The organism is Rhodococcus sp. CX (assembly GCF_015865005.1).
Classification (GTDB): Bacteria; Actinomycetota; Actinomycetes; order Mycobacteriales; family Mycobacteriaceae; genus Rhodococcus.
The window spans coordinates 1-14,855 of the sequence record NZ_JADZGH010000139.1 but is presented as its reverse complement, the minus strand read 5'-3'; the positions used below and the strand labels follow the sequence as shown (position 1 = coordinate 14,855).

Below are 14,855 nucleotides of genomic sequence, written 5' to 3'. Positions count from 1 at the left end.
GCTTCGGGCGGTGATCGAAGCCGTCGCTCCGATCACCGCCCGACGATAGGTGCCCCCGACCGCGCGGTCGAGACCGGTCCTGGAGGGTCGTGGCCTAGGGGCTCACCGCGGTGACGTCACCGACCCGGGTGACGAACCCGCCCTGGAAGTTCTGTCGGACCCCGCCCTCGATCGGGAACTCGTCGCTGATCGGGAAGCCCAGTCGGCCGTTCTCGTAGCCGGCGTCCCTCCAGGCGTCGAAGATCGGGCCGTTGCGCACCGGCCAGGCACCGCTCAGCGGGCTCCAGTAGATGTTGCCGCCCTCGAACGCGTTGAAGCGGCCACCGTCCTTGACGGGGATCTCGCTGGTCTTCGGGAAGCCGAGCCAGCTGTTCTCGTACCCCATCTCGGCGTACTTGCCCATGATCAGGCCCTGCACGGCGTGGGCGCCGGTGGGTTCGCTCCAGTACAGCGAGCCGATCTCGAAGCCCTGGACCAGACCCGGCTTGTTCGGCGTCACGATCTCGTCGAATACGGGGTAGCCGAGCGGGCCGCCCTCCCAGCCCTGTCGCGCCCATTCGTCGAGGAGCACACCGCGGATCGCGTGGGCGCCGGTCTGCGGCGTCCAGTAGATCGAACCGTGCTGGAAGTGGTTGAACCGGCCGCGCCCGTCGGGGGTGCCGTTCTCCCCGGTCTTCGGGAAGCCGAGCGGGCCCGCCGGACCGCCACTGCCCTGGTAGGCGCCGCCGATGGCACCGGCGACCGGGAAGGTGCCCGCGTCGGATGCGAAGACCCGGCCGAACCGGAAGTCCTGGACCCGGCCGCCGGCCACCGGGTACTCGGCGGTGAGGCAGTCGCCGAGCCACGGGTTGGCCGCGACGGTGTCGCCGATCGACCCGGCCGCCGAGCACGACGGCTTGTCCACCGGCACCCCGAGCGTGTTCGCGAGCTGCGGCCACAGCTGGTGCAGCTCGAACTCCCAGTACGGCCACGAGTGGGTGCCGGACGGGCGGTACACGACCTGCGCGGGGATTCCGAGCTTGTTGAGCTTGGTGGCGAACGCCTGCGAGGTCAGCCGCGACAGGATCTCGAGGCCCATGCCCGCGTAGTTGGTGCTGACGCCGGGCACGCCCGAGGGCTGGTCGTACGGCCCGGTGCTGCCGCTGCCGCTGGAGACGTACAGGCTCACGCCGCGCAGCTTGTCGGCGAGCAGATACGGATCGTGCGATTCCCAGTTCTCACTACCGGCCGGACCCCACATGGCATCGACGTCGAAGCCGCCCGCGTCCTGCATGGCGTACTTGATGGCCTCGGGCATGCCGAGGGTCGTGGTGGTGAGGATGCCCGACAGCGACGCCGCGAACTGGAAGAAGCCGGGATTGCGGGCGGGCAGGAACATCGCGGCGGTACCGCCCATGGACAGGCCGACCACACCGCGGGTGCTCGTGGCCCGCCAGTCGCGTTCGAGGACCTGCGGCAGTTCCTTGGTCAGGAACGTCTCCCACTTGTAGTTCTGCCCGTTGTTCTGGTCGACCCAGTCCGCGTAGAAGCTGGACTGGCCACCGATGGGCAGCACGGCGGTGACGTTCTTGTCCGCGAAGAACGCCTCGGCGTCCGTCTCGAGGGTCCAGCCGTTCTCGTCGTCGCGGGCGCGCATCCCGTCGAGCATGTACACGACGGGGAAGCGCGCGTCGGGCCGGATGTTCCAGTCCCGGGCCAGCAGCAACTGGACCTGGATCGGGGTGCCCATCGACGGAGATTCGATCCACACGGCGACGCGGCGATCGGTGAGCCAGTCGACGCGCCGGACGTTCACACCCGACGCCGGGGCCTGCGTGGTGGCGGGCTCGGTCCGGGCGGGTTCCGCGGATGCGACCGCGGCGGTGGTCAGTCCCGCCGCCATCGGCGCAACCAGCGTCGCGGCGAGTGCGGCCAGGATGCGTCGCTTCACTCGGGGACCACCGATCACTGTTCGCATGTGCATCGCTCACTTCCTGCGTTGCCGGGGCCGGTTCGCGGGAGCCTGTCCAACCCCTTCGTGTACGAAGGTCGCTTCCACTGCGTCCGAAGATCGTTTGTACACGGGAAAGTCCCAGGATCGGTGACGGCGCGCTGTGACTGGTGAGAAAATTGTTCACAACGACGCATGCCGCCCGGATCACCCCCTGCGGGGCGATCGGGCGGCATGGTGTCGGCAGTGTGCGCCGATTACGTGCGCGTTCGAAGCGTCAGTGCGCGTTCAGGGCGTCCAGGATCTGCGGGCGGGCCTTCCACAGCTCGTCCTCCCAGTACTTCCACGCGTGGGTACCGCGGGCCGGGAAGTCGAACGTGGCCGGGATGCCGAGCGTGGCCAGCTTCACCTGGAAGGCGCGGGTCTGGACGAGGGACAGCGCCTCGAGGCCCATCGCGTTGCCGGTGTTGTAGAAGCCGGTCAGGCCCTTCGGGTTGTCGTGCTGGCCGGGCAGGCCGCTGGCCGCCGAGATGTACAGCGACAGGCCCTCGAGCTTCGGCGCGAAGACGAACGGGTCGTTGCGCAGCCAGGCCGGGCTCCACGGCGGGCCCCACATCGAGTCCACGTTGTAGCGACCGGCGTCGAGCATCGCGACGCGGATGGCCTCACGCATGCCCGGAGCGGACAGGTTCAGGTAGCCCGACAGCGACGACGCGAACTTGAACTGGTCGCGGTGGTACGCGGCCAGCGTCAGAGCAGCGGAGCCACCCATCGACAGGCCGAGGATGCCGTTGTTGTTCGGCGAGACACCGCGCGTGGCGAGGTACTCGGGCAGCTGCTCGGTCAGGAAGGTCTCCCACTTGTAGGTGACGTCCTGCCCGTTGAGGTTGCTCGGGGCGTACCAGTCGGTGTAGAAGCTCGACTCACCGCCGACCGGCATGATGAGCGAGACATTGTCGTTGGCGAACTGCTGCAGCGCGTTCGTCTCGAACGTCCACGCGTTCGCGTCGTCCCGGGCACGCAGGCCGTCGAGCAGGTACAGCGCGGCGTCGCCACCACGGGCGGCCCACTGGATCTGCACCTTGATCGGGCCCATGTCGGAGTCGACGAAGACCTCCTCGAAACCGCCGGCCGGCGCGCTGTGCGCGATCGGGGCGGACTGCGCGGGGGCGGCCAGTGCTGCGGTGGTTCCGGCGACACCGGCCGCGACCGGCAGCACGAGCGCAGCAGCGGCGGTACCGACCACACGCTTGCGGAGGCGCTGCGACAACCTCGGGACTAAACGCATGAACAATGCTCACTTTCTCGATCTGCGGCGTACGCCTACGCGTTCCCCGTCGGATTTCGGCGGTGGCGGTCCGCGGAGCGGCGCCACAAGTCACACTGCGGTCAAGACTGTAAATGACTACGGAAGCTGTGACAAACCCTCCGCTCCCCTGCTCACACAACGAAAGTCGCCCGCGAGCTCCGGTCCCCCACCCCTCGACCGTTATATACTCGTAATTTGGCGTGATCCTATCGAGATCGGACTCGGAACCCAAGCGAACGATCTAGAAGTGACCCGTCGTTTCACCCGCGCGGCGGGGGAAGCTCCAGGCCACACCGCTGGATCTCGTACTTCGGGACGCGGTCGAAGCGATACTTCGCGTACTCGAACGCATGGCTCAGATTCCGCTTGAACAGCGGCCACGTCAGCTCCGCCCGCGACGAATCGAGCACCTCCCGGGTCTGCGGGCACGTGAGCGCCACCCCGGCCTGCGCCACCCAATCCTCGTCGAGGTAGCCGGGCAGCCACGGGTGCACGTTCACCATCCCGGTATCCGCGATCACCCAGTCCGGATACAGCACCTTGTCGTGCCCGATCCGGCCGTCCTCGAGCCGTTCGGTGTGCGCGGCCAGCGGGTAGGCCAGCCCCATCTGATCGATCACCCGCACGTCCAGCGGCGTGTTCATGCTGGTCATCCCCAGATTGAGGAAGAACACCGTGTGCCCGGCGCCGCCCGGCGGGATCGGCTCCGGCGGCGGAACCACATCCCATGCGTCGAACGACGGCGTCGGCAGCAGCACCCCACCGTTCGGCGTGTTCTCGATCGCCTCCACCATCGCCCGCATCCGCGGGTAGTCGAGGTAGTCCTCGGCCCGGATCGGATGCGCGTGACCGGTGTTCATGGCGTAGAACGCGCGCTCGTCGACGATTCCGGACCGACCGACCACCGCTCCCTCGGTCATGCCCGTGGTCCCGGCGGCGAACGCCGACCACACGACCGTGCCGAGCCACAGCACCCCGACCGCACCGGCGATCGTCGTCGCCCGGCGCGGCTCACCGCTCTCGGGCAGACGCAACGGCACGACCGCGACGGGGATCAGAAGACAGAACAACGGCGGCAGCAGCACCCGCCCGTGCATGAAGTCGCCGCCGACGCGCAACGAGTACAGCGCGAGCAGCACGCCGCTGCCCAGCACGAACACGACCACCGCGGTCGGGGTGCGCAGCGCCCGCTGTCCCCGCGCGAGCAGGGTGCGCGCGTCGCCGGATGCCAGGCCGCGCACGCGCTCGCCGAGGGTCGCGTCGTCCCGGCGGCTCGTCGAGAACATCACCACCACGACGATCAGCAGCAGGAGCAGCGGGAACCACAGCAGATAGGGGTTCACGAGATTGCCCAGGTATTCGAAACCCTGCGCCCACTTCGCGCCGCCCGCGTCCTTCGAGACGGCGGTGTTCGGGTAGGGCAGGCCGTAGTAGCCCATGCGCCAGATCTGGTAGCCGACCGGCACCGCACCCGCGACTGCGACCATCGCGGCACGCACGCGCCACGTCTGGTCGGCGGCGAGGAACAGCATCGCCAGCGCGATGACGGCCAGGACCGCGAGTTCGGGCCGCACCAGCGGTCCGAGGCCGGCGACGAACGCCGTCCCGAGCACCCCGGCGGTCCCCGGCGTCTCGGTCGTGGACCAGCGCACCATGAGCAGCCACAGCAGCGCGATCCAGAAGATCACCAGGCAGCTCTCGAGCCCGGACGTCGCGAAGTCGCGTGCGGGCGGAACCGCGATGTAGACGAGCATGCCCGCGGGAAGCAGCAGCAGCGTGCCTCTCGCCTCGCGCAGCCGCCAGCGGTAGAGCCGGGCCGTGCCGAACATCGCGACGACCACCGCCGCGGTCGACAGGACCAGCGCCAGCCCGAGCACCACGTACTCGAGGCGCGCCCCGGTGAACCACCCGAACACGTAGACCAGGTACGTCCACAACGTGGACGTGTTGGCCTCCACGCGCTCCCCGATGTTGAACACCGGGCCGTTGCCGGCCAGCAGGTTCCGCACCGTACGGAGCACGATCAGGCCGTCGTCGGCGATCCAGCGGCGCTCCCACGCGCCCCAGAACATGAGCAGGCCGGTGACCACGACACCCGCCGCGAAGATCCCGCGGGCCCAGCCGGGAGTACCGGGAACGCGGTGGCCCGGTCCGCCCTGCCGCGCCGACGACTCGACGTCTGCAGCGACGTCAGAAGAGGTAGACAGCACCACCGACCACCACGATCCACACGATCGCGAGCAACTGCAGAACCCGGTCGCCGAGAGCGATTTCCTCCGGCTCCCCCGCCTCGCCGCCGTCGACGTCGACCGCGTACCGCAGGATCGCGATCACGAACGGGATCATCGAGATGGCGAACCAGTTCGACTCGGCCACCATGTCGCGCTCGAACGCCCACAGGCCGTAGCAGATGACGACCGCGGTCGCCGACAGCGTCCACACGAACCGCAGGTAGGTCTCGGTGTAGTACTCGAGCGACTTGCGGATCTTCGCGCCGGTCTTGTTGGCCAGCCGCAGCTCCGCGTACCGCTTACCGGCCGCCATGAACAGCGACCCGAACGCCATGATCAGCAGGAACCACTGCGACAGCGGGATCCCCGCCGCGACACCACCGGCGATCGCGCGGATCAGGAAGCCGGACGAGACGATGCAGATGTCGAGCACGGCCTGGTGCTTGAGCCCGAAGCAGTATGCGAGCTGGATGCCGATGTACACGGCCATCACGACCGCGAGCTGCCAGTTCGCCAGGAACGAGAGCGCGATCGACCCGACCAGCAGCACCGTGGCCAGCCCGAACGCCAGGTTGACCGGGACGACACCCGCCGCGATCGGCCGGAACCGCTTGGTCGGGTGGGCCCGGTCGGCCTCGACGTCCATCGCGTCGTTGACCAGGTAGATACCCGAGGCCGCCATGCAGAACACGACGAACGCCAGCGCGACGGGCCCGAGGACGTCGAGTTCGGTGGCCGAACCCGCGGCGAGCGGCGCGGCGAGCACCAGTACGTTCTTGACCCACTGGCGCGGCCGGACGGCCTTGACGATGCCCGCAGGCAGGTTCTGGGGCGGCCGGGTGACGGTGGCCGGTTCCTCGCTCATCGTTCTCCAAACTTCTTTTCTGCCCGCACGACCGCGGCGGCCGAAACGGCGCCGAGGGCGGCGCCGGCCAGGACATCCGTCGGGTAGTGCACACCGAGGACGAGTCGCGACAGCAACATCGGCGGGACGAGTACCGCGGGCAAGGGTAGCCCGGTCAGGCGGCCGAGCAGGACCGCGGCCGCGGTTGTCGAGGTGGCGTGCGACGACGGGAAGCTCAATCGGCTCGGCGTCGACACGTTCACCGCGACCGTCGGATCGTCGGGCCGCGGCCGGCGCACGATGCGCTTGACCACGATCGACGCCGCGTGCGCACCGACCGCTCCGACCGCGACACCCGCCCACTGCCGGCGACGACGACGGTCGACGAGTGCGCCGACACCACCGATCGCGGCCCAGCCGAGGGCGTGCTCACCGAAGTGCGACATGCTGCGGGCGATCGCGATTGCCTGCGGCCGGGAACCGACGGTGGCCTGCACGGCCTGCAGGATCCGGATCTCCGACTCGGTGGTCGTCCAGGCGTCGGTCTTCCGGGCAGCTCGATCACTGCTCGACAGCGAAGACACGCTCCCACTCCTCCTTGCTCGTCAGGGCAGGAACCGCATCCTGGTACTGCTTCTTCAGCTCCGGGAACCGTCGTGCCAGTTCGCGCCGCAGTCGCAGCGCCTCGGACAACAGTGCCCCGGCCTGCGCTCGGTCGCGCTTACGGTAGACGACGCCGCGCCCATCCGCGGTGGTGACGGTCACACCGTCGACCTGCGACAGCAGGAACCAGCGGGCATCGATCGTCGGAACGTTCATCTGAGGCTGCTCGTGATGCGTCTCGGCGGCCGGACGCAGGTTGTGCGCGACGCCCTTCGCGAGCCGCGACAGCTTCCCGATCGGTCCGCGCGGCTGCCCGACCGCACCCACCCCGGCACCCGACGGCAACGGCAGCTCCGTCGACGACGGCAGCACCCGCGCGTCGGAGAAGTTCTTCCGCAGCGCGTGCACCTGGCCGAGGGCGGTCGGGAGCAGCTCGAAGAGCCTGTCCGGTCCGGCGAGGAAGTCCTCGATGGCCTTGTTCTGGATCGCGACGGTCGAGTATTCGAGGCACACGAGGTGCTTGATCGTCGCCTTGACCGTGTCGAGCACCAGGCCGCGGCCGTCGCCGGGCATGTGCAGCGCCGCCACGACGAGCCGGTTGCGCAGGTGGAAGTACGCCTGCCAGTCGATCGCGTCGTCCTTGTCGGACCAGGCCATGTGCCAGATCGCGGCACCGGGCATCGTCACCGTCGGGTAGCCGGCGGCGCGCGCCCGCAGCCCGTACTCGGCGTCGTCCCACTTGATGAACAGCGGCAGCGGCTGGCCGATCTCCTCCGCGACGACGCGCGGGATCATGCACATCCACCAGCCGTTGAAGTCGACGTCGATGCGGCGGTGCAGCAGCTTCGAGTTCTCGCGGTCGCGCAGCGGCTTCGCCGCGAAGTCGTGGTCGTATTCGACGTTCGGGGCGGCCGACCACATGAAGATCGACCGGTTCACGACCTCGCCCATCGTGTGCAGGTGACTGCGCTCTTGCAGATTGAGCATCTGGCCGCCGACGAGCATCGGGGACTTCGCGAACCGCGACAGGGCCAGCGCGCGCAGCACCGAGTCCGGTTCGATCTCGATGTCGTCGTCCATGAAGAGGATGTAAGGAGAATCGGTGGTCTTCAACGCCTCGTACATGATGCGGCTGTAGCCACCGGAACCACCGAGATTGGCCTGGTCGTGGATGACCAGCCGGTCGCCGAACGGCGCGGCGGCCTCGGCGAAGTCGTCCTCGTCGCGGACCTTGCGGGTGCCCTGGTCGGGGATGATCACGGCGTCGACGACGTCCATGACCAGCGGATCCGACGCGAGCGCCCGCAGCGCCTTCACGCAGTCGGCGGGACGGTTGAACGTCGGGATGCCGACGGCGACCGACGCCTTGCCGGGCGCCTCGACCGGCGCGTACCAACCGGCGGAGACGAGCGTGACGTCGGTGTCTGTGGTGATGTCGAACCAGATCCAGCCGCCGTCCTCGAACGGGCCGAGGTCCGTCTCGAGTTCGACGATCGTCGCGGCGTCACCGGCAGCGGTGAACTCGCGGCCCTGCACGTGGATGCGGCTCGAGTCGGCCTTGCTGCGGTAGACGTCGACCCGGCCGTGCCCGGACAGTTCGAGGCGCAGCACGACGGACCCGAGCGTGCTCCAGCGTCGCCAGTAGCTCGCCGGAAACGCGTTGAAGTAGGTGCACAGCGAGACCTCGGACTCCGCGCCGATGTTCAGCGTGGTCCGGCTCCGGGCGTGCGCGCGACGCGCGTTGGTCGGCGATTCCTCCAGGTAGAGGGTGCGCACGTCGAGCGGCTCACCGGGGCGCGGCAGGATGATGCGCTGCAGCAGCGACTTGCCGAGCAAATTGTCCGGGCTCACGGTGTTCCCCTGCACGTTCTCCTCGAGTTCCCCCACGCTCACGATGCGTCCCCCGAGACCGGCACACCGGATTCGAAGAACGGGACGAGGGTGTTGTCGAACATGCTCAGCGCGCTGGCGATCGCCATGTGCATGTCCAGGTACTGGTAGGTACCCAGGCGGCCACCGAACAGCACATTGTTCTGCGCGGCCTCCTGCTTGGCGCGGTCGCGGTAGGCGGTGAGCTTCGCGCGGTCCTCCGGCGTGTTGATCGGGTAGTACGGTTCGTCGTCGTCACCGGCGAACCGCGAGTACTCGCGCATGATCACGGTCTTGTCGGTCGGGTACGTGTCCCGCTCCGGGTGGAAGTGCCGGAACTCGTGGATGCGGGTGTAGGGGACGTCCGCGTCGTTGTAGTTCATGACCGGCGTGCCCTGGAAGTCGCCGGTGGGCAGCACCTCGGTCTCGAAATCGAGGGTGCGCCAGCCGAGTTTGCCCTCGGCGTAGTCGAAGTAGCGGTCCAGCGGACCGGTGTAGACGACGGGGGCGTCCGGGCTGGCGGCGCGGATCTCGTCGCGCACCTCGAACCAGTCGGTGTTCAGCCGGACCTCGATCCGCTCGTCCTTCGCCATGTTCTCGAGCCACGCGGTGTAGCCCTCGACGGGCAGACCCTCGTAGGTGTCGTTGAAGTAGCGGTTGTCGAAGTTGTACCGGACCGGCAGGCGGGTGATGTTGCCGGCGGGCAGGTCCTTCGGGTCGGTCTGCCACTGCTTGGCGGTGTAGTCCCGCACGAACGCCTCGTAGAGGGGACGGCCGATCAGGGAGATCGCCTTCTCCTCGAGATTCTTCGCCTGCGACGAGTCGATCTCGGCCGACTGCTCCTTGATCAGGGCGCGGGCCTCGTCGGGCGTGAAGTAGCGGCCGAAGAACTGCGAGACCAGACCCAGGCCCATCGGGAACTGGTAGGCCTGGCCCTTGTGCATCGCGAAGACGCGGTGCTGGTAGTTGGTGAACTCGGTGAACTGGTTCACGTAGTCCCAGACCCGCTTGTTCGACGTGTGGAACAGGTGGGCGCCGTACTTGTGGACCTCGATACCCGTCTCGGGTTCGGGCTCCGAATAGGCGTTGCCACCGAGGTGGTGGCGACGCTCGACGACCAGTACTCGCTTCCCGAGCTGCGTTGCGGCGCGCTCGGCGATCGTCAGTCCGAAAAATCCGGATCCGACGACGATCAGGTCGTGGTCACCGGTGGAGGGCTGGGGCGCTGATGCAGCAGTCACGGAAGACCAGGGTAGGCGACCGCTGTCCTCGTGCGTGTTTCCGGTAGCCGCAGCTACCGGAAACACGCACGTCAGGCGAGCAGTGCGCGCAGCGCCGCACGGACGAATTCGGCTCCGGCGGTGCCGCCGTAGTTCGCCGCGAACCGTTCGTCGGCGACGTACATGTCGGCCAGTCCCAGCACGTAGTCGCGGTCGGGTTCGGTCTTGCCGTAGCCCGGCGTCCCCGGAATCGATCCGAGCCACTCGACGTGCCGTCGCGCGAGCTCGAGTCCGCGGTCGCCGGCCGGGTCGAGACCGGCCTGCACGGCGGCCGTCCAGTCGGCGCCGAGCCTCGCCGCGACCGCCTGCCAGTCGCGACGCTGTTCGTCCGTCATCTCCCGCCACCAGCGGTCGCTGCTGTCGTAGGCGTCGCGGCCCCACCGTTCGATCACTTCGTCGCGGTACTGCGTGTGGTCGAAACCGTCGAACATTTCCTCTGCCATCAGTTCCTCACCTGCCTCCGTCTTGCGGATGGTCGTGCGCACCGCCTCGATGCGGCGCCCCAGCTGGCGCTGCTCGAGTTCGAGCAGCTCGAGGTGGGTGCGCAACGCCTCGGTGGTGTCGGCCTGCCCGCGATCCGCGAGGTGATCGCCGGGCAGGCCGAGGCCGAGTTCCCGCAGCAGCAGGATGCGTTGCAGCTGCACCAGCGCGTCGCGGTCGTAGAACCGCATGCCGTTCGCCCCTGTCCGGCTCGGCGGGAGCACGCCCACGTCGCCGTAGTGCCGCAGGGTTCGGCTGGTGACCCCGGCCGCGCGGGCCAGTTCCTGAATGGACCATTCACGCTGTGTCGTCTGTTCACGCTGTGTCGTTTGTTCACGCTGTGTCACGGCGTTCCCTTCCTCGTGACATCCAGCGTGCATCTTGACGTTGCGTCAATGTCAACAGCGAGAACCGGACGACGAAAACGGCCGCCGGCGGGTGGAACCCGTCGGCGGCCGCCTCGTCCCCGTGATGGGTGGCTGTGTTATTCGGCGCTACCGGTTCCCGGCAGCCACTGCCGCAGGATGGAGGCGTCGAACACCTGGGCCCCGAACTCCGGTGTCCACAGGATGACCCCGTTGGTGAAGACCTGGAACTTGCCGCGCTCGTCGGGCAGCATCAGCTCGGGTCCGACGGGAGAACCGAGTTCGCCCGAGACCCCGCCCAGCTCGTTGTACTTCTCCTGGATCGCCGGGCTCTGGTCGGTGCCGAACGGGGTGATGGCGACCTCCGGGCCCGTCTCGGGGGCCGGGGTGCTCGGCGGGACGGTCGATTCCGCGCCCTCGTTGACGGTGAACCAGTCGGACCGCAGCCCCAGCTTGGCGCGGGCCTCGGCGCCCGTGGTCTCGATGCTGCGGTCGGAGCCGACCACCCGGACCCGGGTGACGCGACCACCGTCGGCACCGAGGTTGTTGCGGGTCAGCACCTCGAAGTTCTGCAGTTCCCCGACTCCGAACGCGTTGCCGATCTCGCCGGCGGTGAGGGTCTTGGCCCACTGCTGGTTCGGTGCCACCTTGTCGCCGAGGTCCTCGACGGACGGGAAGTCGCCGCCCGCGCTGTAGCCGCCGGTCGACGCCGAGAACTCGGTGCGCACGACCTTGCCGTCCCGCATCAGCACCATGCCGCGGGTGGTGCGCACGGCATCGTCGGTGCGCGGGTCCTCCTTCGCCGATCCGCCGTAGACCTGGCAGCTCTGCGTGTCGCAGGTCTGCCACTTCTCGTGGCGCTGCTCGGCGAGGGCATAGGAGCGGGCCGCGATGGCCTGGGCGCGCAGCGCCTCGGCGCCGCCGGTGTCGGCCCAGCCGGGCAGCGACTCGACGGGCACGACCGCGCGGAGGTAGTCCTCGACGGAGAGCCGGTTGACGGTGCGGGCGGCGTTGCCGTCGAGCACCACCCCGATGGCGCCGCGGTAGGAAGTGCCGTCGGCGCACAGCTTGAGGTGTTCGTTCGCGGGCCGGTCCTCAGCGAGGTCGACGGGGTCGACCCAGGGCAGATCGGCGCGGCCCTGCCACCGCACCTCACCGGAGCAGCCGGCGGTGACGACGACGTCGGCGCCGCCGTCCGCGGTCGGTGTCAGGTGCGCGGCATCACCGGGCCCGACCTGCTGACCTGCGACGACGAGCCCGGCGTCGGAGAACACCGCGAGGGGAACGTCGTCCTGGCCGACGAGTCGCACGGCGATCGGCGTGACGTCGACGGTGCCGAGCGTGGTGCCGCCGTAGTAGTGCCCGACGATCCGTTCCGCGGTCCACCCGTCCTGCGCGTATCCGTAGGCACCCCACTGGCCCATGCCGCGGCCGTGGCCGTGGCCGTAACCGGTGAACGTGAACGGGGTGTCGGCGGAGACGGCCTGCTCGACCGTGGGTGCGCCGGACCGCACGTGCACGATGCCGCCGATCGTGGCGCCGATCAGGAGTGCGGGCGCGAGACCGAGCGTGGCGGCACGCGCGACCGCGGGCTTCCAACCGCTGCGCAGGGGCCGACCGACGATGATGCGACTTCTGCGGATTCGTCCCCTGCGGCGGTTCGGCTGTCGTGACATGCGCTGCGCTCCCTCGTTGTCTCACTCCGGGGTGCCGCGCGAACGGACAGTTCGCACGATCGGACTCGAACAAATCCTCAAGCTCAGGTTGAGGCTTAAGGTTTAATGCGACTAGTGTTGCAAGAGTGACTGAACAAGGCAACAACAGACACACCAGTCACATGAGAATCACAAGTTGCACAAAATGAGACCGAAATGCCTCAGGGAGTCGGGCTTGTAACGGAGTATTCGGTCCGTTGAGACCTGCCCCCGAACAACCGACACAGGAACGCCGAACACGAACGCAGAACACACAAGGGGAGAGCAACAGTGCCGCATCGCCGCCCGAAGCCGTCGATCGTCCTGGGTGCCGTCGCAGCCCTTGCGGTGGCCACGCCGTTCGCCGTGTCCGGCCTGACGAACGGAACGTCCGACGTCCGCACCGCGAACGAGACCACGGATGCGATCGCCGCGATCGCACCGCAGATCGCCGAGGTCGTCCTCGCGAACGCGCCCGACGTCGTCATTCCGCTCCAGGATCTGACCGGACTCAACCTTCCGGACCTGAGCATCAAGGAACTCGTCGAGGGTCTGCCCGCCATCACGCCCGCACCGAACCCCGACGCGACCGGGCTCGTCGATCGCATCGGCGCCACGGTCAAGGAGATCACCCGCGACAGCCCGTTCAGCATGGTCGCGCTGGCCGCGCGCGACGTGGCGGCAACCGACGCCCTGATCCGCTCCCGGAACGAGGACGGCAGCTGGAGCCCGTGGACGGCCACCGAGCCGATCGAGTCGACCCGGCGGGACAACGTCGCCGACAGCCGCGGCGGAACCGAACCGATCTATGTCGGTCTCACGCGCGCGGTGCAGGTGCTGCTCACGCCGCGTCCGGGACCCGAACCGACGCTCGCGGGCGCCGAGGCCCCCGCACCCGCCGAAGCTCCCGCGCCTGCCGAAGTTCCCGTGGCCGCACCTCAGGATCCGGCCCCCGAGCTCGGGTACGTCCCGGCGTCGTCGTCGCGTCCGCTGCGCGCGCAGGAGCCTGCCGCCGCGCCCACCGACGATGTCACCGCGGTGCTCATCAACCCGGGCAGCGGTGCCGCCGATGCGTACCTCTCGGACGTCGCCGAGCCCATCGCGGGGAGCGGACTGAAGGTCATCACCCGCGCCCAGTGGGGTGCCGACGAGTCGCTGCGCTGCGACGAACCCACCTACGACGACTCCCTCGGCGGTGCCACCGTCCACCACACGGCCGGCAGCAACGACTACTCGAAGGCCGAGTCCGCCGAGATCGTCCGGGCCATCTACGCGTACCACGCGCAGACCCTCGGCTGGTGCGACGTCGGCTACAACGTGATCGTCGACCGCTACGGGCAGATCTTCGAAGGCCGCGCCGGCGGTCTCGACCGTCCGGTCCAGGGCGCTCACGCCGGTGGGTTCAACGAGAACACCATGGGTATCGCCATGATGGGCGACTTCTCGAGCGTGACGCCCCCGCAGGTGACGCTGGACGCGGTCGGCAAGTTCCTCGGGTGGCGGCTGAAGAAGGCCGGTCTGGATCCCAAGGGCCGCACCACCATGTACTCGGAGGGCACGTCGTTCACGCCCTACCCGCAGGGAGCCGCGGTCGATCTGCCGATCATCTTCGCGCACCGCGACGTCGGCAGCACCAGCTGCCCGGGCGACGCCGGATACGCCCAGATGAGCAAGATCCGCGACATCGCCGCCGCCGCGGCGGCCGGAACCGGACTGTCGGTGCCGTCGAAGCCGTCGTCGCCGTCGACTTCCGAGCCCGACACCGCCGTGCTCGCAGGTGACAGCTCGACCCCGATCCCGCCGAACTCCGCCGGAGCCCCGTCGACCGGATCCGCGGACAACGCGCAGGGCCTGATCACCGAGCTGCTGCGGCTGACCGACAACTCCCCGCTCGCGCAGAAGTGGATCGCCGAGGGCGGCGAACTCGGCCGACTGGGCGCCGCGCTCACGGGTGTCCTGCTGGCGAAGGGCGGATTCGAGCACGCGGAGTTCGTCAACGGTGCGATCTACACCTCACCGAACGGCGGGGTGTGGACGGTGCTCGGCGAGATCTACAAGGCGTGGAAGCAGTACGGGCTCGACGAGGGCGAACTCGGCCTGCCGATCAGCGACGAATACCGGGTACCGGACGGCTGGCGCTCGGACTTCGAGAACGGGTCGCTGATCTTCAACGAGATCACCGGCGCCGTGACGAAGGTGCTGCGCGCCTACAACGACGCCTACGAGGAGTCGCTGCGGACCGCTCCCCCG

Annotated in this window: 10 protein-coding genes; 1 reads left to right on the top strand and 9 read right to left on the bottom strand. The window is 68.8% G+C overall.

The window, feature by feature from the left end; translation table 11 throughout:
• Positions 1 to 94 precede the first annotated feature (94 nt).
• The 9 genes from I0Q12_RS14725 to I0Q12_RS14685 form a co-directional block, all read right to left on the bottom strand.
• Positions 95 to 1,957, bottom strand: coding sequence for an alpha/beta hydrolase-fold protein (locus tag I0Q12_RS14725; protein WP_197252617.1), 1,863 nt, complete (start codon positions 1,955 to 1,957; stop codon positions 95 to 97).
• Positions 1,958 to 2,207: 250 nt separating this feature from the next.
• The gene (locus tag I0Q12_RS14720; RefSeq protein WP_197252613.1) at positions 2,208 to 3,218 is read right to left on the bottom strand and encodes an alpha/beta hydrolase family protein; all 1,011 of its coding nucleotides are present in this window, start codon (positions 3,216 to 3,218) and stop codon (positions 2,208 to 2,210) included.
• A 281-nt stretch (positions 3,219 to 3,499) separates the two neighbouring features.
• On the bottom strand, positions 3,500 to 5,311 hold the full coding sequence (zomB, locus tag I0Q12_RS14715; protein WP_197252615.1) for a flagellar motor control protein ZomB: 1,812 nt from the start codon (positions 5,309 to 5,311) through the stop codon (positions 3,500 to 3,502).
• A gap of 118 nt (positions 5,312 to 5,429) precedes the next feature.
• Positions 5,430 to 6,335, bottom strand: coding sequence for a decaprenyl-phosphate phosphoribosyltransferase (locus I0Q12_RS14710; protein ID WP_197252612.1), 906 nt, complete (start codon positions 6,333 to 6,335; stop codon positions 5,430 to 5,432).
• Positions 6,332 to 6,829, bottom strand: a complete 498-nt coding sequence (locus tag I0Q12_RS14705; protein WP_197252616.1) for a phosphatase PAP2 family protein — start codon at positions 6,827 to 6,829, stop codon at positions 6,332 to 6,334. Before I0Q12_RS14705 ends, I0Q12_RS14710 begins: the two co-directional genes overlap by 4 nt.
• Before the next feature lie 46 nt (positions 6,830 to 6,875).
• On the bottom strand, positions 6,876 to 8,804 hold the full coding sequence (locus I0Q12_RS14700) for a glycosyltransferase (RefSeq protein WP_307846243.1): 1,929 nt from the start codon (positions 8,802 to 8,804) through the stop codon (positions 6,876 to 6,878).
• Between the two features lie 2 nt (positions 8,805 to 8,806).
• Complete coding sequence (gene glf / locus I0Q12_RS14695) at positions 8,807 to 10,027, bottom strand: UDP-galactopyranose mutase (RefSeq protein ID WP_197252611.1); 1,221 nt, start codon at positions 10,025 to 10,027, stop codon at positions 8,807 to 8,809.
• A 71-nt stretch (positions 10,028 to 10,098) separates the two neighbouring features.
• Positions 10,099 to 10,893 carry a TipAS antibiotic-recognition domain-containing protein gene (locus tag I0Q12_RS14690; protein WP_307846242.1) on the bottom strand — a complete coding sequence of 265 codons (795 nt, stop codon included), beginning with the start codon at positions 10,891 to 10,893 and terminating at the stop codon, positions 10,099 to 10,101.
• Between the two features lie 137 nt (positions 10,894 to 11,030).
• Positions 11,031 to 12,587: a SpoIID/LytB domain-containing protein gene (locus tag I0Q12_RS14685; protein WP_197252609.1), complete on the bottom strand. Its 1,557-nt coding sequence runs from the start codon at positions 12,585 to 12,587 to the stop codon at positions 11,031 to 11,033.
• A 309-nt stretch (positions 12,588 to 12,896) separates the two neighbouring features.
• On the opposite strand from I0Q12_RS14685, the gene I0Q12_RS14680 reads away from it, so the two are divergent.
• Positions 12,897 to 14,855, top strand: a 1,959-nt coding sequence (locus tag I0Q12_RS14680; RefSeq protein WP_197252608.1) for an N-acetylmuramoyl-L-alanine amidase, incomplete at its 3' end; no start/stop codon positions are given.

Bases quoted from the DNA above. Each gene is read 5' to 3' on its own strand.
- zomB (WP_197252615.1), bottom strand. From the start codon at position 5,311: ATGTTCTGGGGCGCGTGGGAGCGCCGCTGGATCGCCGACGACGGCCTG.
- I0Q12_RS14725 (WP_197252617.1), bottom strand. From the start codon at position 1,957: ATGCGAACAGTGATCGGTGGTCCCCGAGTGAAGCGACGCATCCTGGCC.
- I0Q12_RS14720 (WP_197252613.1), bottom strand. From the start codon at position 3,218: ATGCGTTTAGTCCCGAGGTTGTCGCAGCGCCTCCGCAAGCGTGTGGTC.
- I0Q12_RS14710 (WP_197252612.1), bottom strand. From the start codon at position 6,335: ATGAGCGAGGAACCGGCCACCGTCACCCGGCCGCCCCAGAACCTGCCT.
- I0Q12_RS14685 (WP_197252609.1), bottom strand. From the start codon at position 12,587: ATGTCACGACAGCCGAACCGCCGCAGGGGACGAATCCGCAGAAGTCGC.